We start from the raw sequence: 22,101 nt of genomic DNA on the forward strand, positions 1-22,101 counted from the left end.
TCGATCCGCCGCCATTCGTTTCCCCCTTCTGCTTTCGCCTGAATTCCCTTGCGTTCGGCGCGCATTGAATTCGGCGTGCCCGGAGCGGAACGCGGAGCGCATCGCCGCCTGCGAGGTCGAGTACGTCGACAGGCGAGTACCGCCCTCCCACGCCTGACCTCCCCCCTTCTCGGGCCCGTCCCCGTACCGGCGCCCCGCACCCAGAATGAGGCACCTCATGGCCACCGTCCTGTCCGTCTCCGGCAGCCCCTCCGCCTCCTCGCGCACCGGTCGCCTGCTGCGCCACCTGGACCAGCGGCTGATCGCCCAGGGCCACCAGGTGATCCCGCTCGACGTCCGCACCATCCCTGCCGACGCGCTGTTCGGCGCGGACTTCCGGCACCCGGCCATCGCCGAGGTGACCGGGCTGTTCGCCCGTGCCGACGGCGTCGTGGTCGGCACCCCCGTCTACAAGGCGTCGTACTCCGGAGTCCTCAAGGCGCTCCTCGACCTGCTGCCGCAGTACGCGCTCACCGGCAAGACCGTGCTGCCGCTCGCCACCGGCGGCTCCACCGCGCACGTCCTCGCCATCGACTACGCGCTGCGCCCGGTGTTGAACTCCATGGGCGCCGCCCACATAGTCCAGGGCTGGTTCACCCTCGACAAGGACATAGCGGTACGGGAGGACGGCTCGCTCACCGTGGCCCCGGCCGCCGCCGAGGCCCTGGGACAGATCGTGGACCAGTTCTCGGCGGCCCTGGAGCGGACGACTCCCGTACTGGCGGCGGCGGGCTGAGCAGCACGACTGCGCAGGTCCGGTGGTAACTCCCTGACGCCGAACTCGAGTTGCTCTACCCAGCCGTCGATACCGGCCCTGCTGAACGATGCCGCCGAGGGACCGGCGGGTGGCTGTTGCTCAACATGGTCACCGGCGGCGAGAGCCAGGAGCAGCGGGCCGGCCGCGCGGCACGGCCGTACCCTGCGCTTCGGTATCCGGCTGCACGTCATCACGCGGGACACCTCCGAGCAGGCCTGGGCCGAGGCGGACCGGCTGCTCGACGGTTTCGACGCGGAGGCCGTACGGTCTGTCCAGGCGGGTCTGGGCCGCAGCGAGTTTGAGGGGCAGCGGCGCATGCTCGCCCTGCACGGCGGCAGCCGCGACGCTCTGGGCATCGAGGAGTTCGTGCTCTCCGCCTACCCGCTCCTGGAGGAGGCGTACTGGTTCGGCGAGGGCGTGCTGCCCCGGCTCGCCGCACAGGGGCTGTGGCGGCTCCCGACAGTGGGCCGACGGATCCCCCGGTGAAGGTGCCGTCGGGGCGCTGACCAGGTGAGCAACTCCGCCTGGCAGACTGCGGGTTCATGACACGAGAACCGCTGGATGTGGGGGCGTCCGTCACCTTCGGGCTGCTGGCGGCCTGGGCCGTGCACGACACCGAGGAACTGGTCATGGTGCCGAGGTGGGTGCGGACAGCGGTCCCGGAGCTGCGGAAGCGGTATCCCCGGGTGCCGGAGACGGTGTGGCGGCAACTGGAGTCGGTGGACGGCCGCGAGTTCACGACCGCCGTGGCCGCGATGGCGGTGGTGGTCGCGGCGGCAGCCGCCGACGGGCACCGCACCAGCGGCCGCTCCGCCGTCTACCAGACGGCGCTCAACGCTTTCGGCCTGCACGGCGTGGTGCACCTGGCTCAGGCAGCCGCGTTCCGGGGCTACACCCCGGGCTCGGTGACCACCCCGCTGATCGTCCTCCCGTTCACCCTGTGGGCCCGCGGCCGCCTGCGCCGCTCCGGGGTCCTCCGCCCCACCCGCCCGCGCGACGCACTCCAGGGCCTCGCCTTCGCCGCGGCCGCCACGGTGGGCACCCACGCCGTGGCGCGCCGGGTACTGCGCCACCGCTGACTACCCTGGCTCGCGCACGCGAGTCGGGTGGTTGTGGCGTGCGGCGTCTGTCGGTGTGCTTGGGCGTTCGGCTTGGGTGTGGCCGGGTGGCTGCTGCTGGCTCGTGCGCGTGTGGCGCGTTCAGGCGAGCCGGCTCGCTGTTGCGCACCGCCTCCGCCGCTGTGCCCGCGCGTTCACCTCGGGTGTGGCCGGGCGGCCGCCGCCGGCCCGTCCGCGTGTGGCGCGTACATGCGAGCCGACTGGCTGTGGCGTACGGCATCCGCCGGTGTGCCTGGGCGCCCACCTCGGGTGTGCCCGGGCACCGAACCCCATCTCGCACCGTCGCCGTGCAAGCCCCCGGCAGCGCCCCCGGTCGGCGCTCGGCGCCCACCCGCAAGCCGCGCCCGGTTCACGCCCTGCCCGGCTTACGCCCTGCCCGGCTTACGCGCCGCTCGCTTCACGCGCCGCTCGGCAACACGCGCGGCACGGCAACACGCCCCGCTCGGCTTCACGCCCGGCCCGGCCTCACGCCCCACCCCCGGCCCACCCCCCGCCCGACCCCCCGGCCAGCGCCCGCAAATGCGCCTGCCGAGTCTCCGCCGTCTGCCCCTGCACCAGCAGGAACAGCCCCTCGCGGGCCAGTCGTTGGGCGCGGCTGGTCAGGGACATGGTGCGGCCGCCGCCGGCCACCACTGCCGCCGTGGTCGCCGTACCCAGGACGTCGTACGCCTCGGCCCGTACGGCCAGCCGTTCCGCGGCCCGCTCAAGCGGCGCCGGGTGGTCGGCCAGGGCGTAGGCGTGGCGGCGGACGGCGGCGAGGCGGGCGCGCAGCGGGCGGGCGGACTCCTCGTCCAGCAAGGACAGGGCCGCCTCCGCGATGCCGAAGACCGCCGGATTGGCGTTCAGTGTTCTGGCCCGGTCGCCGGGCGCCCACGACTCGTACGGCGTCCGCAGGGCCACCGCCTCCTCGGGCACTCGCAGGCCGTCCAGCTCCAGCGACACCGTGCGGGCGGCGGTGAGCGCCGCGAGGCGCAGCGGCGGCGAGGCCCGCAGGCCCGGCTGGTCGCGTGCCTCGACGAAGGCGAAAAGGGCTTCGTCCGCCTCGGTCACCCCGGCGAGCAGCATGACGTCGTTCAGGCCCCATCCGGTGTACCAGGGAACGGTCCCGTCGAACCGCCAGCCGCCGCCCTCCCGCCGCGCCCGCACCGGGACGCGCGGATACGCCCGCAGATGCGCGTACGCCACCCCGGACAGCAGCTCGCCGCGAGCCAGAGGGCCCAGCAGGCGCTCGCGTACCGGCAGTTCGCTCTTCGCCAGGGTCTGCACCGGCGTGTGGTGCTGCGTCTGCACGAACCACGTCGAGCAGCACGCCCCGGCCAGGATCTCCGCGGTCTCCCGGAGCACGGACGGCGGTGCCCCCGCGCCGCCGTAGGCGACGGGTGCGACCACGCCGAGCAGCCCGGACTCCTTCACCGCCTCGATGTGGCTCGCGGGGACGCCCTCCTGGTCCACCCGTTCGGCCTCGGGGAGGAGCAGGCCGACGGCGAGCCGCCGGGCGCGGAAGACAAGCGGATGCGCGATGTCGGTCATGCGGAGGATTCTTCCGAAGACCGCTGCCGGTTTTTTCTTCCGGATCCGTGGCGCGCGGTGTCGATCCGGGCTCCGCCCGTTCGTGTAGGAGGTGACAGACACCCCCGGCAGCGGGAAGACGCCGGGGAAGAACCGCAGGAGGACATCATGAAGCACTACCTGCTCAGCGTGGTCCAGCCGGCCGGCGGACAGCCGCCCGCCCCGGAGGCGCTCGCCGAGATCATGCGCGACGTCGAGGCCTTCAACGACGAACTCCGCGCGGCCGGAGCCTGGGTCTTCGCCGGTGGCCTGCACGGCCCGGAGACCGCCACCGTGCTGCGCCCCAAGGACGGCGACGTGCTCATCACCGACGGGCCCTACACAGAGGGCAAGGAGTACCTGGGCGGGCTCTGCCTGATCCGGGCCGCCGACCTGGACGAGGCTCTGGAGTGGGGACGCAAGGCCGCCCTGGCGACCACCCTGCCCATCGAGGTACGGCCCTTCGTGGACCAGCACTGATGGCCGAGGCGCCCGGCATCGAGGCCGTCTTCCGCGCGGAGTACGGGCGCGCGGTCGCCGTCCTCGTCCGCTTCCTCGGCGACATCGACCTCGCCGAGGAAGCGGTGCAGGACGCCTTCGCCACCGCCGTGCGCAAGTGGCCGGAGACCGGTGTGCCGCCGAGCCCGGCCGGCTGGATCATCACCACCGCCCGCAACCGGGCCGTCGACCGGCTGCGCCGCGAGTCCTCCCGGGACGCCCGACACGCCGAGGCCGTCCGGCTGTACGCGCCCGACGCACCGCCCGAGGAGGGCCCCGTGCGCGACGACCGGCTCCGTCTGATCTTCACCTGCTGCCATCCCGCACTCGCCCTGCAGTCCCGGGTCGCCCTCACCCTGCGCCTGCTCGGCGGCCTGAGCGCCGCCCAGATCGCCCGCGCCTTCCTGGTCCCCGAGCCGACCCTCGCCCAGCGGCTGGTGCGGGCCAAGGCCAAGATCCGCGACGCGGGCATCCCGTACCGCGTGCCCCGCGACGCCGACCTGCCCGACCGGCTCGGCGGAGTCCTCGCCGTCGTCTACCTGATCTTCAACGAGGGCTACACCGGCGATCCCGCCCTGTGCACGGAAGCCGTACGGCTCGGCCGGCTGCTGGCCGAGCTGATGCCGGACGAACCCGAGGTCACCGGACTGCTCGCCCTGATGCTGCTGATCGAGGCGCGCCGGCCGGCCCGGCAGGACGCGGACGGCGCCCTGGTGCCGCTGCCCGAGCAGGACCGCGCCCGGTGGGACCGCGCCCTGATCGCCGAGGGCCAGGACCTGGTCCGGCGCTGCCTGCGCCGCGACCGGCCGGGGCCGTACCAGATCCAGGCCGCGATCAACGCCGTGCACAGCGACGCACCGATCGCCGCCGCCACCGACTGGGGCCAGATCCTCAGCCTGTACGACCAGTTGACGGCCGTCGCCCCGTCACCGGTCGTCGCGCTGAACCGGGCGGTCGCGGTGGCGCAGGTCGAGGGCCCGGCCGAGGCCCTGGCGCTGGTCGACTCCCTCGACCTCACCGGCTACCACGTCCTGCACGCCGTCCGCGCCGACCTGCTGCGCCGCCTGGACCGGCCCGCCGAGGCCGCGGCGGAGTACGCGAAAGCCGTCGAGCTGGCCGCGAGCGAGGCCGAGCGGGCCCATCTGGAGCGGCGCCGACGGGACCTCGACCACCGGACGACGTGACCCTCGTCACCCACGACAGCAGGTGGAATTTACTTGGGCACCTGAAAGGTTGGTATTTACATCTGACCTTCCGAGACCCTACGCTCGGGCCGACCCGCCCGTGCACCACCAGCGAGGCATCCGTGAACCACTCCACCTCCGAGCAGCCCGCCGACGTCGTGGCCCGGCTGCGCGCCACCTTCCGCACCGGCCGCACCAAGCCCGTCGAGTGGCGCACCGGCCAGCTCCGGCGCCTGCGCGCGATGCTCACGGAGAACGGCGCGGACCTCGCCGCCGCCCTCCACGCCGACCTGGGCAAGAGCAGCACCGAGGCCTATCGCACCGAGATCGACTTCACGATCCGGGAGATCGACCACACCCTCGAGCACCTGGACGAGTGGCTGCGCCCGGAGTCCGCGCCCGTCCCGGCGCACCTCGGTGGCGACGCGACGGCCTGGACGCAGTACGACCCGCTCGGCGTCGTCCTCGTCATCGCCCCCTGGAACTACCCGGCCCAGCTCCTGCTCGCCCCCATGGTCGGCGCGCTGGCCTCCGGCAACGCGGTCGTGGCCAAGCCGAGCGAACTGGCCCCGGCCACCTCGGCCGCGCTGGCCGAGCTGATCCCCGCCCATCTCGACACCGACGCCGTCGCCGTGGTCGAGGGCGGCATCCCGGAGACCACGGCCCTGCTCGCCGAGCGCTTCGACCACATCTTCTACACCGGCAACGGCGCCGTCGGCCGCATCGTGATGCGCGCCGCCGCCGAGCACCTCACCCCGGTCACCCTCGAACTGGGCGGCAAGTCCCCGGTGTTCGTCGACCGCGGCACCGACCTCGACGTGGTCGCCGACCGGCTGGCGCGCGGCAAGTTCCTGAACGCGGGCCAGACCTGCGTCGCCCCCGACTACGTCCTCACCGACCCGGAGACCGCCGCAGCCCTGGAGACCGCGCTGGTCCGCGCCGTCGATGCCCTCTTCGGCACCGACCCGCAGGCCTCGCCCGAGTACGGCCGGATCGTCAACGAGCGCCACTTCGACCGGCTTTCCGCGCTGCTCGCCTCGGGCCGGGTGGCGGTCGGCGGCGGCAGCGACCGTACGGACAAGTACATCGCGCCGACCGTGCTCGCGGACGTCGACCCGAAGTCCCCGGTGATGCAGGAGGAGATCTTCGGCCCGGTCCTGCCGATCGTCACCGTGTCCAGCCTGGACGCGGCGATCGACTTCATCAACGACCGCGACAAGCCGCTCGCGCTCTACGTCTTCACCGAGTCCGAGCAGACGCGCGGGCGCATCGCCGCCGAGACCTCCTCGGGCGGCCTCGGCCACGGCCTGCCGCTCGCCCACCTGACCGTCTCCGACCTGCCGTTCGGCGGTGTGGGCGAGAGCGGCATGGGCAGCTACCACGGGCGCTACTCGATCGAGACGTTCAGCCACCGCAAGGCGGTGCTGGCCAAGCCGCTCGGCTGAAGGGACCGTTCCGGGGCGCGTGTGCGAGACTCCGCCGATGACCGCTGAAACGATCACCGCGGACGCCTCCGGTACCTTCAAGCTCGGCGACCTGCCCGTCCACCGCATCGGCTTCGGTGCCATGCGGCTGACGGGCAGTGCCGCCTTCCATCTCGGCACCGTCAGCGACCGCGCACGCTCGATCGCCGTCCTGCGCAGGGCCGTGGAACTCGGCGTGAACCACATCGACACGGCCGCGTTCTACTTCTCCTCCCTGCGCTCCGCCAACGAACTCATCAACACCGCCCTCGCGCCGTACTCCGACGACCTGGTCATCGCGACCAAGGTCGGCCCGTTCCGCGACTATTGCGGGGAGTGGGGCACCTCGGCCCGGCCCGACCAGCTGCGCGGTCACGTCGAGGAGAACCTGCGTCAGCTCGGCCGGGACCACCTCGACCTCGTCTATCTGCGCCGGATGAACCAGGACTCCATCGCCGAACACTTCGGTGCCCTCGCCGAACTGCGCGAGGCCGGCCTGGTCCGGCACCTCGGCATCTCCGCGATCCAACCCCGGCACCTGACCGAGGCGTTGGAGATCGCCCCCGTCGTCTCCGTGCAGAACCGGTACGCGCTGGACGTCCCGGACCCGCGGGACGACGAACTCCTGCGGATGTGCGGCGAACGCGGCATCGCCTTCGTGCCCTACTTCGCCGTCGCGGGCGAGGGCGCCGAGCGCGGCGCGGCCGGGACGCGCAACGACGACGAGGTCCTCGCCGTCGCCCGCGCGCACGGCGTGAGCCCCGCGCAGATCCGCACCGCCTGGACCCTGCACCAGGGCCCGCACGTCCTCGCCATCCCCGGCACCGGCAACCCGGACCACCTGACGGAGAACGTCGCCGCGGGCGCCCTGCGGCTCAGCCACGAGGAGCTGGAGCGGCTGAACGCTCTGCACACCCAGGCCGTCTGACACCCGGCGCGACCGCCCCGGGCCATCGGTCCGGGGCGGCCGGCTCACCACCTGCCCCGCCGCCACCCGCTGCAGCAGGCCATGGGCGGCATCGGCAGCAGGATCTGAGGGCGGCCGGGCACGCAGCCGTACGGAGATCGTCGGCGCCCCCTCCCATCATGGGCGTGCGGGCGCTCGGCCCAGGAGGGCACCCGGCTGACTACAATGGCGTAGACGGTCTTCCGAACAGCAGACGAAGACGGGGTGAGGAACGTTCCCATGACCGACGCCAAGGACGAACGCCGGCCGGCCGGTGAGCTCGAAGCGAGCGTCATGGCCGCCCTCTGGGCCGCCGCCGCGCCCCAGACGCCCGGCCAGGTCCAGCTGAGCCTCGGCGCGGCCCTCGCGCGTACGACGGTGACGACCATCCTCACCCGCCTGCACGACAAGGGCATGGTGGAGCGGCGGCGCCAGGGCCGCGGTTACGCCTACTTCCCGCTCCAGGACGCCCAGGGCCTCACCGCCCGCCGGATGCACACCGAACTCGACCGGGACAGCGACCGCGAAACCGTCCTCGCCCGCTTCGTCGCCCAGCTCAGCCCCGACGACGAACGCATCCTGCGGGACCTGCTCGAGTCCGACGACTGATGACCGCACTGCTCCTGCTGCCGCTGCTGCTGCCGTTCGCCCTGCCGGCACTGGCCCGGCGGGCCCTGGACCGGCTCGTCCCGGCCGTCGCGCTGTGGGCGATCACCGCCTGTGCGGTGGTCCTCGCGGGCAGCTCGCTGGCCGCGCTCGGCGCGTTCGTCCTGACGGGCCTGCTCAAGGTGCCGCTGTTCGCCGCGCTCGGCGAGCTGGTCCACCCGCTGCGCACGGCCTCGGACCTCGTCGTCCTGCCCGCCGCCGCGACCTCCGTCGGCGCCCTCGCCGTGTGCGGCTGGACCCTCGTCCGCTCGGTGCTGCGCCAGACCCGCGCCTTCCGGGCCGCCCGCACGGAGGCCGGCCGCGGACCCGCCGCGGGCGACCTGTGCGTGGTCGACTCGCCCCGCCCGGACGCGTACGCCCTGCCCGGACGCCCGCACCGCATCGTCGTCACCACCGCCATGCTGCGCAGCCTCGACGGCCGCGAGCGCGAGGCGCTGTTCGCGCACGAGCGGGCGCACAACGACGGCGGCCACCACTACTTCCTCGCCGCCGCCGAACTCGCGGCGCACTGCCATCCCGCCCTGCGCCCGGTGCGCGAGACCATCCGGCTCGCCGCCGAGCGCGCCGCCGACGAGGCCGCCGCGGCCTCGGTGGGCGACCGGCGTCTGACCGCCCGCGCCGTCGCCCGCGCCGCCCTCGCCGGCCAGGCCGCCCGCTCGGAGCGCCCCGACTTCGCCGCGGCAGCCACGACGGGCCCCGTCCCCCGGCGCGTCCAGGCCCTGCTGGCCGCCCCCCGGTCCGCGCACCGCACCGGTCGGCGCATCGCCGCGCTCCTGCTCGTCTGCGCCTCCGTCTCCTGTGTGGCCGCGGTGACCGGAATGGCCGACTTCCACCACCGGGTCGAGGTCGCCCAGGGCGACGAAAAGCCCTGATCCACCGCTCCTCGCGAACCGCCGGACCCACCCGTGCGGCGGGTGACTGGCGTCCGCGAAGTTTTACGTATAACCTCACCCGCTAACCACCCTCACCGGAAGGCCCCGATGCGACGCGTTGCCCTGGTCACCCTCGTCGTGGACGACTACGACGAGGCCATCCGCTTCTACACCGAGGCGCTCGGATTCCGACTGGTCGAGGACACGCCGCGGCCGGACGGCTCCCGCTGGGTCGTGGTCGAGCCCGGCACGGACGACCACGGCACCGGCCTGCTGCTCGCCCGCGCCAAGGGCGAGGACCAGCGCGCCCGGATCGGGGACCAGACCGGTGGGCGGGTCGGGTTCTTCCTGTACACCGACGACTTCGCCCGCGACCACGCCCGCATGACCGCGGCCGGCGTGACCTTCCTGGAGGAGTCGCGCCACGAGCCGTACGGCTCGGTCGCCGTCTTCCAGGACCTCTACGGCAACCGCTGGGACCTGCTCCAGCCCGCCGCCTGACTCTCCTCCCGCTGCTTTGAACCCCCTGCTCAAGGAAAGACCCGCCATGACTGCTACGCGCGTAGACGCCGACGTGATCCGCCGCCTGCCCAAGGCCGTCCTGCACGACCACCTCGACGGCGGCCTGCGCCCCGCCACCGTCGTCGAGCTCGCGGCCGCGGTCGGCCACACCCTGCCGACCACCGACCCCGACGAGCTGGCCGCCTGGTACTACGAGGCCGCCAACTCCGGCGACCTGGTCCGCTACATAGCCACCTTCGAGCACACCCTCGCCGTCATGCAGAACCGTGAGGGCCTGCTGCGCGTCGCCGAGGAGTACGTCCTCGACCTCGCCGCCGACGGTGTCGTCTACGCCGAGGTGCGCTACGCGCCCGAGCTGAACACCAAGGGCGGGCTCACGCTGAACGAGGTCGTGGAGACCGTCCAGGAGGGCCTCGCCGCCGGTATGGCCAAGGCGGCCGCCGCCGGTACGCCCGTCCGTGTCGGCACCCTGCTGTGCGGCATGCGCATGTTCGACCGCGTCGGCGAGGCCGCCGAGCTGGCCGTCGCCTACCGCGATGCCGGTGTCGTCGGCTTCGACATAGCCGGCGCCGAGGACGGCTTCCCGCCCGCCGACCATCTGGCCGCCTTCGAGCACCTGCGCCGCGAGAGCGTGCCCTTCACCATCCACGCCGGCGAGGCGCACGGCCTGCCCAGCATCCACCAGGCCCTCCAGGTGTGCGGCGCCCAGCGCATCGGCCACGGCGTGCGCCTCACCGAGGACATCGTCGACGGCAAGCTCGGCCGCCTGGCCGGCTGGGTGCGCGACCGCCGCATCGCCCTGGAGATGTGCCCGACCTCCAACCTGCAGACGGGCTGCGCCACCTCCATCGCCGAGCACCCCATCACCGCGCTGAAGGACCTGGGCTTCCGGGTCACCCTCAACACCGACAACCGGCTGGTCTCCGGCACGACGATGACCCGGGAGATGTCCCTGCTGGTCGAGGAGGCCGGCTGGACCGTCGAGGACCTGCGCACGGTGACCGTGAACGCCCTCAAGAGCGCGTTCATCCCGTTCGACGAGCGAGGCGCCCTCATCGAGGACGTGGTCCTGCCGGGTTACGCCGCCGCGCTCTGAAGCAGCCCCCGCAGGTAGGCGGCCTGTCCGATGTGCTGAAGGTCGTCGGACAGGACGCTCACCAGGCGGACCCCCAGGGTGACCGGGGGATCCCAGCGCTCGTCCACGACGCGTTCGAGATCCTTGGCGGCCAGCTCGCGCAGGGCGCCGAGGGTCTGCCCGTGCACGGCGTCGTAGTACCCGGTGAGCAGGCCGGCCGACTCGACCCGCACCTTCGCGACCTTCGCGGGCGTGTGCCCGTAGCCGGTGTCGTGGCGGGGCAGGTCGAGGCCGAGGCGCTTCTGCCAGTCCTGGGTCAGCCACACCTGGTCGAGGTCGAAGGCGTCGGCGATGTGGTCGTCCTGCACCCGGGTGAGGTGCCAGACGAGCCAAGCGATGGAGTTGGCGTCGGGGGCCGGGCGGGAGTGCAGTTCGTCCGGGCCGAGGCCGTCGAGGGCGGCATGGACTTCTTCCTGGATGCGGCCGTAGCCGTCGATGAGGATGTCCTTCGCATGCATGCGTCCACCATCGCGCATTGCGCGCGGTCATGCGTGCGGAATCCGGCCCCTCGTGCCCGAACCCGGTGCGGGCGGTGAGGGGCGGGTGCTCGGCCGCCCGATCAGGAGGCCGGGGGCCCGTCCTGGGACGGTGTCAGGCGCCGGTCTCCAGGAGGGTGACCAGGGCGCGGGCCGCGGGGCTTGTCGCCCGCTCGGGCGGCAGCAGGGCCACGGTCTCGTACTCCGCCTCGCCCGTGCCCTTCACCGGGAGTGCCGTCAGCGAGGGCTGCTTGTGCCGGAAGTGCCTCGGTACGACCGCGATGCCGAGGTTCTCGTCGACCAGGTCCAGCAGGCTGTGCACGTCGTTGACCTCCAGCGCGACCGTGCGCCGGACACCGGCCGCGGCGAAGGCGGAGTCCGTGGTGCGGCGCGGCCCCCAGTCCGGGTGGAAGTCCACGAAGACCTCACCGGCCAGATCGTCCGGTGTCAGCACCGCGCCGGCTGCGGCGAGCCGGTGATCGGGATGGCACAGGACCGTCATCGGCTCGCTGGTCAGCGACACCGAGCGCAGCTGGTCGTCGTCCGCCTGGGTCCGGTAGGCGAAGGCCAGGTCCAGCCGTCCGGCCGCGACCTCCTCGGCCAGCGCGCCCGAGCCCGCCTGCCGCAGCCGGATCTCCACGTCGGGATGCCGCCGCCGGAAACCCGCCAGCAGTTGCGCCACATGCACCCCGGCGATGCACTGCTCGGTGCCCAGCGCCAGCGTGCCGCGCAGCACGCCCTGCACCGCCGCCACCGCCTCGTGCGCCGAGCGCACCTGCGCCAGGATCCGCTCGGCCTCCACCAGCAGCGCACGCCCCGCCTCGGTGAGCGTCACCCGGCGGGTGGTGCGCACGAACAGCGGTGCCCGCAGCTCCCGTTCCAGCGCCCGGATGGACGCCGACAGGCCGGACTGCGACACCATGAGGCGTTCGGCGGCCCGGGTGAAGTGCTGGTCCTCGGCGACCGCGACGAAGTGCTGGAGATGGCGCAGTTCCATGACTCAGAAGCGTATCCGCTGAATTCCATCGGATTCTCCTGTTGGACCACTGCCCGCGGGCCGCGACAGAGTGGACACCGGTTCCCCGGAACCGGACTCACCTGTGCCAACCCCTCTGGAGTCGCGTTGTACACCGCACACCCCGACCGTTACGCCGACATGCCCTACCGGCGCACCGGACGCAGCGGCCTGAAGCTCCCGGCGCTGTCCCTCGGCCTGTGGCACAACTTCGGGCCCGACCGGCCCGTCGAGACCCAGCGCGCCATCCTGCGCCGCGCCTTCGACCTCGGCGTCACCCACTTCGACCTCGCCAACAACTACGGCCCGCCGCCCGGCGCGGCCGAGTCCGCGCTCGGCGAGGCCCTGAAGGCCGACTTCACGCAGTACCGCGACGAGCTGGTGATCTCCACCAAGGCCGGCTACCTCATGTGGCCCGGCCCGTACGGTGAATGGGGCTCGCGCAAGTACCTGCTGTCCTCGCTGGACCAGAGCCTCACGCGGATGGGCCTGGACCACGTCGACATCTTCTACTCGCACCGTTTCGACCCGGACACTCCGCTGGAGGAGACGATGGGCGCCCTGCACTCCGCGGTGCAGCAGGGCAAGGCGCTCTATGTCGGCGTCTCCAACTACTCGGCGGAGCAGACCCGCGAGGCCGCCCGCATCCTCGGTGAACTCGGCACCCCGCTCCTCATCCACCAGCCGCGCTACTCGATGCTCGACCGGCGCCCCGAGGACGAGGGCCTGCTGGACGCCCTGGACGAGCTGCAGGTCGGCTCCATCGTGTACTCCCCGCTGGAGCAGGGCCTGCTCACCGGCCGCTACCTCGACGGCATCCCCGAGGACTCCCGGGCCGCGAGCGACAGCCCCTTCCTGAACTCGGACGCGGTCACCGAGGACCTGGTCGGCCGGCTGCGCGCCCTGGACGAGATCGCCAAGTCCCGCGGCCAGACCCTGGCCCAGCTGGCCCTGGCCTGGGTGCTCCGGGGCGGCAGGGTGACCTCCGCCCTGGTCGGCGCGAGCAGCCCGCGGCAGATCGAGGACAGCGTCGGCACGATCCGCAACCTGGACTTCGAGGACGAGGAACTGGCGCGGATCGACGCGATCGTGAAGGGCTGAGCACGCGGGGCGGTGAGTGACCGTCAGGCCGTGAGCCGCTCGCTGACCTCCCAGAGGCGGGCCGCCGCCTCCGGGTCGACGGCGTACGGCAGCACGCCGGGCTGTCCCGACTCCGCCCCCCCACCCGGCCTCGTTCTCGGCGGCCACCAGGGGGCTGATGTCGCAGTTCTCGCCGTAGACACCACCCAGTCCGTCGAGCTGCGGGCTGGTGGCGCACCACATGCCGGTCACCGCTCCCTTCGGGACGGTCTTCTGTTGCCGGGAAGCCGCCGGCGTGCCGCCCCTCACCTACCTGCGGAACCGGCGGATGAGCCTGGCCGCCCGCGCGCTCAGGCAGGACTCCACCCCGGTCGCGACGCTCGCCCGCTCGGTCGGCTACACGTCCGAGAGCGCCTTCAGCAACGCCTTCAAACGCACCGTCGGCGTGGCGCCCCGCCGCTACCGGGAGGTGGTGGCCAGGAGCTGAGCCGCTCCACGAGGCCTGCGGTCACAGTCGCTCCTGGAGGCGTACGGTCACCGTGTCGCCCTCGCCCTTGCCGATCGCCTTGCGTACGTCGGCCTTCACGGGGAGCTTGTGGGTGCCGTCGCCCAGGGCCATGAAGGAGCTCTGGAAGGGGTGGCCGTCGACCGTCCCGCGGACCTTGACCAGTCCGCGGGTGCCGAAGAATTCGACGGACCGCGGCCAGACCACATAGGTCCAGCCGCCTTTCTCCGGGCTTTTGCGCAGGACGGCGGTGAATTCCTCGTCGACTTTCCCCGCCGTGCCCGTGTTCCTGCCGTCGGTGTTCATGATGGTCTCCGCTCGCGGTGATCTTTTCCTCCCTTACCGGACCGCCGCGAGCGGGAAAACTCATCGCCGTCTCTGCCTCAGGCCCCCGGCAGCCGGTCCAGGAAGCCCAGCACCTGGCGGATCCGGCCCTCGCCGTCCAGCGTGATCACGTCGAACCCGGCCACCGGCGCCGAGCCGTCCGCCTGGTTCACCAGCTCCCAGCCGAACCGCGCGGTGTCGTGGTGCCCGTCCACCGCGCCGAGCGGGCGGAAGGCGAACCCGGGGAACTGCTGGTGGGCCGCGGCGATCACGGCGGCGATCTGGTCGTGCCCGCGGACGTCGGCGAGCGGGTCGGTGTAGCTGCCGTCCGCGGTCCAGGCCGCCGCGACCGCCTTCTGCAGGGCCTCCGGCTCGGTGGCGTTCCAGGCCTCGAAGTAACGGGCGACGGCGCTGTCGTAACTGTTGGTGTTCACGGTCATGGCGAATCAGCCTCCATCGAGGTCGTATCTGCTGGTCAGAAGCCGGATCCGGGGTTCCGCCGATCCGGTGTGACCACCATGCCCGAGCGGTGGGGGCGGGTCGATTACCTCCCGGGTAATGACGGAGGTGCCGTACAGCCGGCGCATAGCCGGTGCATTTTCGGCCAGAACGGGCGGTGAATATGCCAAGAGACTGGCCGGAAAGTCATGGTGACAGTGTTTCGGGAGTGGCGATACTCGAACTTCAGGGGCACTTTCACCGCACGGGAGCCGTACGGAAAGCGAGGGTTCGGCCGGCACCGCAGCTATGCGTTCGGGGGAGTGATCGTGCACGACGAGTTCCTGTGCCATGTCACCGCGTACGGCGTGTGCGGCGGACAGCGGATCGGCGTACCGCTCGGCACCTATCGCGCGCCGACCCTGGCGCTGGCCCTGTGGTGGCTGCGGGACCGGGCGTCCTGGATCGCCGAGCGGCTCGACCCCAGGCCGGAGGGCCCTGCCTACCCTTCGGGGGCGCTCGTGCCGGTCGCGGACACGGTGGCCGATGTCCCCGCGCTGCTGCGTGCCTGGTGCGCCGACGACGTGCAGCAGGAGCTGGCCGCCGACGAGTTGGCCGGTGGACGGCTGGTGCGGATCGCCGCCAGTGACGACACCACCGAGTACGAGCTGCTCGCCGAGTCCGTGGACGCGCTGCGCATGCAACGCACCCTCCCGGCGCTCGTCGTACCCGTCGCCTGACACGTGCCACGGCGGTTCCGCGCGCAGTGAGACCCCGGAGCCACAGGGGCGCATATGTGAACGAATCGGTACAATTCTGGCCATGGCGGAGCAGCCGGTCGCCCCGACGTCACTCGAACTCGTTCTGGAGACCGACACGGGCTCCACGGTGATGAGCCCGGGCCACGACTACCACGTCGGACGTGATCCGTTGAGCGACATCGTGTTCGACGATGCCCGGGTCTCATGGCACCACGCCGTGCTGAGCTGCGGCCACGACGGCTGGACGCTCAGGGACGAGCAGAGCACCAACGGCACCTTCGCCGACGGCCTGCGCATCCGGGAGTGGGACGTCCGCCCCGGCAGCGTGATCCGCTTCGGCAACCCCGACGACGGCCCCCGAGCCGTACCGCTCGGCCCGCGCGCACCCGCCACCGACCGCCCGTCGGGGATCTCGCGTCCCGAGCTGACCGGAACCTTCCGCGCCCCGAGCAGCGTACGGCCCCTGCCCGCGTACACGATCCGCATCGGCCGCTCCGACGGCAACGACCTCGTCGTCGACGACCTGACCGTCTCCCGCCACCACGCCGAACTGCGCGCCCTCCTCGGCGGCGGCCACGAGATCGTCGACCTCGGCAGCCACAACGGCACCTACCTCAACGGCCGGCCCGTCACCCGCGCCCCGGTCGGCCCCGGCGACATCATCGGCGTCGGGCATGTGGCGTACTGCCTGGTCGGCGACGAACTCCAGGAGTACGTCGACCGTGGCGAGATCTCCCTCGACGTGCAGGACCTCACGGTCGCCGTCGACCACGGCAGCAAGGTCCTGCTCGACCACGTCTCCTTCCCGGTGGGGGAGAAGTGCCTGCTCGCGGTGGTCGGACCGAGCGGCGCCGGAAAGACCATGCTGCTGCACGCCCTGACCGGCCAGCGGCCCGCCGACCACGGCACCGTCCTGTACGACGGCCGCGACCTCTACCACGACTACGCCGAGCTGCGCGGGCGCGTCGGCCTGGTCCCGCAGGACGACATCCTGCACCCCCAGCTCACCGTGCGCGCCGCCCTGTCCTACGCCGCCGAGCTGCGCTTCCCCGAGGACACGGCGAGGTCGGAACGCCTGGCCCGGGTGGACGAGGTGATCCGGGAACTCGGCCTCGAACAGCGCGCGGAGCAGCCCGTGCACAGCCTCTCCGGCGGGCAGCGCAAGCGGGTAAGCGTGGCCCTGGAACTGCTGACCAAGCCGTCGCTGCTGTTCCTGGACGAGCCGACCTCCGGCCTCGACCCCGGCATGGACCGGTCGGTGATGCACATGCTGCGCACTCTCGCCGACGACGGCCGCACCGTCATCGTGGTCACGCACAGCGTCCTCAGCCTGGACGTCTGCGACCGCCTCCTGGTCCTCGCCCCCGGCGGCCGGATCGCGTACTACGGCATGCCCGACGACGCCCTCGCCTTCTTCGGCTTCGAGCAGTGGCCGGAGGCCTTCGAGGCCTTCGACCGCGACCAGGACCGGGACTGGGCCGGGGAGTACCGCGACTCGCCCTTCCACCGGCACTACGTCTCCGAGGCCACCACCCAGCCCCGCCGCCCGGACTCCGCGCCCCTCGCCCCCGCACCACCGCCCCGCCCCCGCAGCCGGGGCGCCCAGCTCGGCACGCTCGTCCGCCGCTACACCGCCGTCCTCGCCGCCGACCGCACCTTCCTCGCCGTCATGATCGCCCTGCCGTTCGTGATGGGCGCCATGGACCGCGCCCTCGCGGGCGGGAAGCTGACCCAGGACACCGCGATGAACGCGCTGCTCATCCTGTGCGTCGGCGGCGTGCTCATCGGCGCCGCCAACGCGGTGCGCGAACTCGTCAAGGAACGCGTGGTCTACCGGCGCGAACGCGCCGTCGGCCTGCCCAGATCGGCGTACCTGATGTCCAAGGTCGTGGTGCTCGGCACCATCACGGTCGTCCAGGCCGTCGTCCTCACCCTGGTCGCCCTGCTCGGCGTCGACCTGGGCGCCCCCGGCGGCCACGGCGTCCTGCTGCCACCCCTGGCCGAGATCACCCTCGCCGTCGCCCTGCTGGCCTTCACCGCGATGATGCTCGGCCTGCTGGTGTCCGCGCTGGTGCGCAAGGAGGAGGTGACGATGCCGCTGCTGGTGCTGCTGGCCATCGTCCAGGTCGTCTTCTGCGGCGCCCTGCTCCCGCTGCACGGCGTACCCGTCCTTGAGCAACTGTCCTGGCTGGTGCCCTCCCGCTGGGCGCTCGGCGCCATGGCCGGCACGGTCGACCTCGCCCGGATCGTGCCCGGCGACCTCACCGCCGACCCCCTGTTCCGGCACTCGGCCGGAGTCTGGCTGCTGGACCTCGCCATGCTGCTGGTGCTGTCCGTCGGCTACGGCCTCCTGGTCGCCTGGCTGCTGCGCCGGCACGAACCCGCCGTGATGCGGAAGTAGGCGGTCCGATGACGAAACAGCCGAAACAGCAGCCCCCCGGATTCCGGCCCAGCCACGTCGTCCCGCCGAACGGCATGCCCGCCTGGGAGGCCCCGGACCCCTCCCGGCCCACCGTGCCCCTCGACCCGCTGCTGCCCGTGGTGCTGGTGGAGCGGCTCGGCGACTGGGGACACATCCGCTGCGCCAACGGCTGGGCCGCCTGGGTCGACGGCCGCCACCTGATCGCCGTACCCCAGGACCCGCCCGCCGGCGACGGCCCACCCACCGGCACCTCCGACCCGCGCCCGCTGCTGGCCCGCGCCGAGCAGGCCCTGGCCGACTACCGGTCGGCGGTGGAGGAACTCGCGGCCGGAGACCTGGACGGGCAGTCCTTCGGGGACCGCACCAGCGGACTGCGCATCGGGGTCGTGCTGGACGGCGAGTCCATGTGGGTGTACGACTCCGAGGAGGAACGGTGGCTGTACGCCGACGGACGGCGGCTGCACACCTACGCCACCGACCGGACGCCGTCGGACGAGGACACCGGGCACGCCCCCACCCGCTTCACGGCCCCCAAGGGTGAGCCGTGATGGCCCGCCAGACCAGCCTGTCCTCCCGCCGGCCCTCGCAACTGATCGGGTGCCAGGTGGCCGGCTACCTGGTGCAGAGCGAGATCGGCCGCGGCGGCATGGCCGTCGTCTACCGCGCCCGCGACCTGCGTCTGGACCGGACGGTCGCGCTCAAGCTGCTCGCCCCGGAACTCGCCCGCAACGACACCTTCCGGCAGCGCTTCACCCATGAGTCCCGGGTGGCCGCCGCGATCGACCATCCGCACATCGTGCCCGTGTTCGAAGCGGGCGAGACGGACGGCGTGCTCTACATCGCCATGCGGTACGTCCCCGGCAGCGATCTGCGCCATCTCCTCGACGAACGCGGGCCGTTGCCGTTCGAGGTCGCCGTACGCATCGCCGCGCAGGTGGCCTCGGCGCTCGACGCCGCCCACGAACACGGACTCGTCCACCGGGACGTGAAGCCCGGCAACATCCTGGTCGCCCGGGGCACCGACAGCGAGCACCCCGAGCACGTCTACCTCACCGACTTCGGACTGACCAAGAAGTCACTGTCCCTGACCGGGTTCACCAGCGTCGGCCAGTTCGTCGGCACCCTCGACTACGTGGCCCCCGAGCAGATCTCCGGCCGGCCCGTCGACGGGCGCTGCGACGTCTACGGCCTCGCCTGCGTCGTCTACGAGACCCTGGCCGGACACCCGCCCTTCGTGCGCGAGGACGACATGGCGCTGCTGTGGGCCCACCAGTACGACGAGCCGCCCCCGCCGAGCGAGTCCCGCTCCGACCTCGCCCCGGCCGTCGACGCCGTCTTCGCCAGGGCCCTCGCCAAGAGCCCGGACGCCCGCTACGACACCTGCCTCGACTTCGTCGCCGCCCTGCGCACGGCCCCGGCCGGCGACGTCGGCCATGACGACGGCGACGGTGATGGTGAGGGTGAGGGTGATCCGGACACCGAGACGGACCTGCGGAAACCGGCCGAACCCCCGCAGCCACCGCAGTGGGCTCAGCCCTTCTTCCGCTAGAGGGGCGCCAAGAGGGTCGCTAAGGCGTCTCGACCTTGCCCCTCCGGTGCACCGGCCGGGCCAGCAGCGCGCCCAGGAAGCCGGCGGCCAGCCCCCACAGCGCACCGATGCCCACCGCCTGCCACAGCTCGGGTTCGAGGAACAGCTCCCCGGACAGACCGCCGCCCAGGTCGCCGATGCCGAGCAGGGACAAGCCGTAGTGCGCCGAGACCCGGCACAGCAGACAGATCATCAGCACCGTCAGGGCCAGGGCGACGGCCAGTCGCAGGGCGTGCTGCCAGGCCCGGACCCGGGCCGGGGACCGCGCCGCCATCAGGAAGGCGACCCCCGACAGCACCACCACCTGCGTGACCAGCAGCCACCACATCCCGCGGTCGTACTCGGTGAGCGTGCGCAGATTCAGCGTGGCGACATCGGGGGTGCGCAGGATCTGGTCCAGGACATGCGGCATCGGCAGGCCGAACGGACCTTCGACCCGGCCGTGCCAGGTGGCGCCCTGACCGAGGGTGAGAGCGAGCCAGGCCAGGTTGGGCAGGCCGAGCAGGATCACCGCGAACGTCTCGGTGACGTGCCCGCGCGTCACCGCCGACACCAGCGCGACGACGAGGCCCAGCACGACATAGGCCAGCAGCAGGACGACCATGGCGTGCGCGGCGGGGCGCACCGACTCCTGGCAGCGCAGCAGGCGCCCCGGCAGCGGCGCGCCGGGCACGACCAGCACGGTCAGCACCAGCACCCCGGCCAGCCACAGCAGCCCGAACAGCACGGTCAGCGGCACGTTCGTGGTGAACCCGACCTTCGGCGTCGCGTCGAACAGGTCGGTGAGATCGCTGAGGGCGCCGTTGCCCACGTCCACGGCGAAGGTCTGCCGGGCGGCGAAGGAGAGGCCGAGCAGCGCGATCAGCCACAGCACCGCGATCCGGGCGGCCCAGCCCACCAGTTCCCGGGCCGAGGCGACCGCCCGGTGCCGCAACGGCCGCAGAAAACCCGCGCCGATCACCAGCGCACCGGCGAGGGTCACCGACAGCGGGATCACCGTGAGGCCGGCTCGGGTCTGCGCCAGCACACCCGCGTTGCCGGAGAGTTCGAGCGTGCCGCCCACCGCCGCCACCACGGTCGCCATCACCACCCGGGCGAAGGCGCCGTCCGGCAGATCCGCCGCTCCGGCCGCCCACAGGCCCAGCGCGGCGAGTACGACCATGACGGCCAGCCCGGCCAGCACCGCGGCCGCGGCCTGCACCCAGCCGTGGCGGGCGACGGGCGGCTCGGGGACGGTCTCAGGGCTCACCTTTGCCACGCTAGGCAGCGCGCGGGCACCCCGCCCGCCGGGTGGCCCGTCCGCGTCGGCTTGCGAGTCACCTGGGGCAGGAGCACACAATAGGAGGAATTGTGCAGCAAATGCACAGCAAACGGGTCTTTCTCGGATAAGAGCCGCGCATCACGACGGGAAGCGCGACGGGAAGAAGTGCTCGTGGGCGTCGAACCTCCGTCATCAGGCCGCCCGACCGGGCCCCCCTCCGGCCCGCTGTCGGGACCCTCCCAGCCCCCCTCCGGACCGCCCGAACCACCACCGGGCTCAGGCGCCGGGGCAGGGGCCGGTGGACCGCACCGGCCGTGGTGGAGGTCCGCCCCGCGTGTGGCCGCCCTCACCGGCGTCGTGGTCGCCGCGGTCGTGGTGGCGCTGGTCCTGACCCGCCCCGGCGGCGGAGGTACCGCGCAGGGTGGCGAGGTCTTCCTGCAGGCCGCGAGCAAGGCCGGCCCGGACCCCTTCATGGAGTCGACCGCGACGGAGAGTTCCGCCCCGCCCAAGACCTCCGCCCCGGCGACGACCGCCTCACCGGGGAAGACCTCCGCCCCGACCGGCACCTCGCAGGCGACCACGTCCGCGCCCGCCGGCCAGGTGCGCACGGTCGACGGCGGCGCGCCCGGCCTCTACAGCGGTGTCAAGAACCGCCCCAGCTGTGACGTCGAGAAGCAGATCAGGACCCTCCAGGCCAACCCGGCCAAGAACCGCGCGTACGCGGCGGAAGCCGGCATCCAGCCCTCCGCCGTCCCCGCCTACCTGCGCTCGCTCACCCCCGTGACGCTGCGTGCCGACACCCGCGTCACCAACCACGGCTACCGCGGCGGCTCCGGCACCTCCTACCAGGCCGTCCTCCAGTCCGGCACCGCCGTCCTGGTCGACGGGCACGGCGTTCCCCGGGCGCGCTGCGCCTGCGGCAACCCGCTGACCCCGCCGGTCGCCCAGCGCGCCACGCCACGGCACACGGGCGACCAGTGGGCGTCGTACCAGCCCGCGAACGTCGTCGTGGTGCGGCCCACCACGGTGATCGTCAACGTCTTCGTGATCTACGACTTCCACCGCGACGACTGGTTCGACCGGCACCGTGGCGACGACAGCGGCCGGCACGACCAGCACACCAAGCCGCCGCGGGACACCCACCCCTGGACCCAGCCCCCCGTCGCCTGCGCGTCCACCCCGGGCACGACCGGGGCACCGGGCACCGGGCCGAAGCCCTGCCCGTCGACACCTTCGCCGACGTCCACTTCGACCGGCCCGTCCAAGTCGTCCCCTTCGTCGTCGTCCCCGACTTCGACTTCGACTTCGCCCAGCTCCGAGTCGCCATCGTCTGAATCGCCGTCGTCCGAGTCGCCGAAGTCCGAGTCGCCGTCCTCGGAGTCGCCATCGTCGGAGTCGCCGTCCTCGGAGTCGCCGTCGTCGGAGTCGCCGTCGTCGGAGTCGCCGTCGTCGGAGTCGCCGTCGTCCGAGTCGCCGTCGGTCG

21 protein-coding genes and 3 pseudogenes are annotated in these 22,101 nt (G+C 72.7%); 18 read left to right on the top strand and 6 right to left on the bottom strand.

From position 1 onward, the window contains the following. Positions 1-217: 217 nt before the first annotated feature. The 3 genes and pseudogenes from ssuE to ACFY3C_RS36870 all read left to right on the top strand — a co-directional run bounded on the left by ssuE (position 218) and on the right by ACFY3C_RS36870 (position 1,875). Positions 218-775 carry an NADPH-dependent FMN reductase gene (gene ssuE, locus ACFY3C_RS36860; RefSeq protein ID WP_390773934.1) on the top strand — a complete coding sequence of 186 codons (558 nt, stop codon included), beginning with the start codon at positions 218-220 and terminating at the stop codon, positions 773-775. 156 nt (positions 776-931) lie between these two features. Next, a pseudogene (locus ACFY3C_RS36865) lies at positions 932-1,282 on the top strand (alkanesulfonate monooxygenase); the annotation flags it as partial. Positions 1,283-1,338: 56 nt separating this feature from the next. Next, positions 1,339-1,875: an HXXEE domain-containing protein gene (locus ACFY3C_RS36870; RefSeq protein WP_390773935.1), complete on the top strand. Its 537-nt coding sequence runs from the start codon at positions 1,339-1,341 to the stop codon at positions 1,873-1,875. A gap of 504 nt (positions 1,876-2,379) precedes the next feature. On the opposite strand, the gene ACFY3C_RS36875 is transcribed toward ACFY3C_RS36870, so the two are convergent. Beyond that, complete coding sequence (locus ACFY3C_RS36875; protein ID WP_390773936.1) at positions 2,380-3,444, bottom strand: acyl-CoA dehydrogenase family protein; 1,065 nt, start codon at positions 3,442-3,444, stop codon at positions 2,380-2,382. A 147-nt stretch (positions 3,445-3,591) separates the two neighbouring features. Between ACFY3C_RS36875 and ACFY3C_RS36880 the strand changes: the two genes are divergently transcribed. The 8 genes from ACFY3C_RS36880 to ACFY3C_RS36915 all read left to right on the top strand — a co-directional run bounded on the left by ACFY3C_RS36880 (position 3,592) and on the right by ACFY3C_RS36915 (position 10,709). Continuing rightward, positions 3,592-3,942 (top strand): YciI family protein, encoded by a 351-nt coding sequence (locus ACFY3C_RS36880; RefSeq protein WP_390773937.1) that lies wholly within the window; start codon positions 3,592-3,594, stop codon positions 3,940-3,942. Continuing rightward, positions 3,942-5,144, top strand: coding sequence for an RNA polymerase sigma factor (locus ACFY3C_RS36885; RefSeq protein ID WP_390773938.1), 1,203 nt, complete (start codon positions 3,942-3,944; stop codon positions 5,142-5,144). The genes ACFY3C_RS36880 and ACFY3C_RS36885 overlap by 1 nt, the downstream gene beginning before the upstream one ends. Before the next feature lie 122 nt (positions 5,145-5,266). Next, positions 5,267-6,589, top strand: coding sequence for an aldehyde dehydrogenase family protein (locus ACFY3C_RS36890; RefSeq protein ID WP_390773939.1), 1,323 nt, complete (start codon positions 5,267-5,269; stop codon positions 6,587-6,589). Between the two features lie 37 nt (positions 6,590-6,626). Beyond that, positions 6,627-7,535 carry an aldo/keto reductase gene (locus ACFY3C_RS36895; protein WP_386578583.1) on the top strand — a complete coding sequence of 303 codons (909 nt, stop codon included), beginning with the start codon at positions 6,627-6,629 and terminating at the stop codon, positions 7,533-7,535. A 258-nt stretch (positions 7,536-7,793) separates the two neighbouring features. Continuing rightward, positions 7,794-8,162, top strand: a complete 369-nt coding sequence (locus ACFY3C_RS36900; RefSeq protein ID WP_386578584.1) for a BlaI/MecI/CopY family transcriptional regulator — start codon at positions 7,794-7,796, stop codon at positions 8,160-8,162. Next, entirely contained in the window at positions 8,162-9,091 is a 930-nt protein-coding gene (locus ACFY3C_RS36905) for a M48 family metalloprotease (protein ID WP_390773940.1), read from the top strand. Before ACFY3C_RS36900 ends, ACFY3C_RS36905 begins: the two co-directional genes overlap by 1 nt. A gap of 108 nt (positions 9,092-9,199) precedes the next feature. Next, positions 9,200-9,592, top strand: a complete 393-nt coding sequence (locus ACFY3C_RS36910) for a VOC family protein (protein WP_390773941.1) — start codon at positions 9,200-9,202, stop codon at positions 9,590-9,592. Between the two features lie 46 nt (positions 9,593-9,638). Continuing rightward, positions 9,639-10,709: an adenosine deaminase gene (locus ACFY3C_RS36915; RefSeq protein WP_386578587.1), complete on the top strand. Its 1,071-nt coding sequence runs from the start codon at positions 9,639-9,641 to the stop codon at positions 10,707-10,709. Here the strand turns inward: ACFY3C_RS36915 and ACFY3C_RS36920 are convergent. Together ACFY3C_RS36920 and ACFY3C_RS36925 are read right to left on the bottom strand one after the other, a co-directional pair. Continuing rightward, a complete protein-coding gene (locus ACFY3C_RS36920) occupies positions 10,691-11,206 on the bottom strand; it encodes a DUF664 domain-containing protein (protein WP_390773942.1) in 516 nt (171 codons plus the stop codon). The two genes, ACFY3C_RS36915 and ACFY3C_RS36920, sit on opposite strands and share 19 nt — an antisense overlap. A gap of 133 nt (positions 11,207-11,339) precedes the next feature. Further along, complete coding sequence (locus ACFY3C_RS36925; protein WP_390773943.1) at positions 11,340-12,221, bottom strand: LysR substrate-binding domain-containing protein; 882 nt, start codon at positions 12,219-12,221, stop codon at positions 11,340-11,342. Positions 12,222-12,347: 126 nt separating this feature from the next. Here ACFY3C_RS36925 and mgrA point away from each other — a divergent pair, with 126 nt between their 5' ends. After that, positions 12,348-13,340: an L-glyceraldehyde 3-phosphate reductase gene (mgrA, locus tag ACFY3C_RS36930; protein ID WP_386578590.1), complete on the top strand. Its 993-nt coding sequence runs from the start codon at positions 12,348-12,350 to the stop codon at positions 13,338-13,340. Positions 13,341-13,599: 259 nt separating this feature from the next. Then, positions 13,600-13,806, top strand: a pseudogene (locus ACFY3C_RS36935) (helix-turn-helix transcriptional regulator); the annotation flags it as partial. 21 nt (positions 13,807-13,827) lie between these two features. On the opposite strand, the gene ACFY3C_RS36940 reads toward ACFY3C_RS36935, so the two are convergent. Both ACFY3C_RS36940 and ACFY3C_RS36945 read right to left on the bottom strand, forming a co-directional pair. After that, entirely contained in the window at positions 13,828-14,130 is a 303-nt protein-coding gene (locus tag ACFY3C_RS36940; RefSeq protein ID WP_386578592.1) for a DUF1905 domain-containing protein, read from the bottom strand. A 77-nt stretch (positions 14,131-14,207) separates the two neighbouring features. After that, on the bottom strand, positions 14,208-14,588 hold the full coding sequence (locus tag ACFY3C_RS36945; RefSeq protein ID WP_386578593.1) for a nuclear transport factor 2 family protein: 381 nt from the start codon (positions 14,586-14,588) through the stop codon (positions 14,208-14,210). Positions 14,589-14,915: 327 nt separating this feature from the next. Between ACFY3C_RS36945 and ACFY3C_RS36950 the strand changes: the two genes are divergently transcribed. The 4 genes from ACFY3C_RS36950 (at position 14,916) to ACFY3C_RS36965 (ending at position 19,318) form a co-directional block, all read left to right on the top strand. Next, positions 14,916-15,326, top strand: a complete 411-nt coding sequence (locus tag ACFY3C_RS36950; RefSeq protein WP_390773944.1) for a hypothetical protein — start codon at positions 14,916-14,918, stop codon at positions 15,324-15,326. Positions 15,327-15,408: 82 nt separating this feature from the next. After that, complete coding sequence (locus tag ACFY3C_RS36955) at positions 15,409-17,748, top strand: FHA domain-containing protein (RefSeq protein WP_390773945.1); 2,340 nt, start codon at positions 15,409-15,411, stop codon at positions 17,746-17,748. 8 nt (positions 17,749-17,756) lie between these two features. Continuing rightward, a complete protein-coding gene (locus ACFY3C_RS36960) occupies positions 17,757-18,317 on the top strand; it encodes a hypothetical protein (RefSeq protein ID WP_390773946.1) in 561 nt (186 codons plus the stop codon). Continuing rightward, positions 18,317-19,318 (top strand): serine/threonine-protein kinase, encoded by a 1,002-nt coding sequence (locus ACFY3C_RS36965; RefSeq protein WP_386578597.1) that lies wholly within the window; start codon positions 18,317-18,319, stop codon positions 19,316-19,318. The genes ACFY3C_RS36960 and ACFY3C_RS36965 overlap by 1 nt, the downstream gene beginning before the upstream one ends. A gap of 19 nt (positions 19,319-19,337) precedes the next feature. Here the strand turns inward: ACFY3C_RS36965 and ACFY3C_RS36970 are convergent, their stop codons facing one another. Beyond that, complete coding sequence (locus ACFY3C_RS36970) at positions 19,338-20,606, bottom strand: streptophobe family protein (protein ID WP_390773947.1); 1,269 nt, start codon at positions 20,604-20,606, stop codon at positions 19,338-19,340. Between the two features lie 183 nt (positions 20,607-20,789). Between ACFY3C_RS36970 and ACFY3C_RS36975 the strand changes: the two are divergent. Continuing rightward, positions 20,790-22,070: pseudogene (locus tag ACFY3C_RS36975) on the top strand (DUF6777 domain-containing protein); the annotation flags it as partial. Positions 22,071-22,101: the final 31 nt, after the last annotated feature.

Origin of the sequence: Streptomyces sp. NPDC001410, from assembly GCF_042895235.1 — a bacterium.
Classification (GTDB): domain Bacteria; phylum Actinomycetota; class Actinomycetes; order Streptomycetales; family Streptomycetaceae; genus Streptomyces.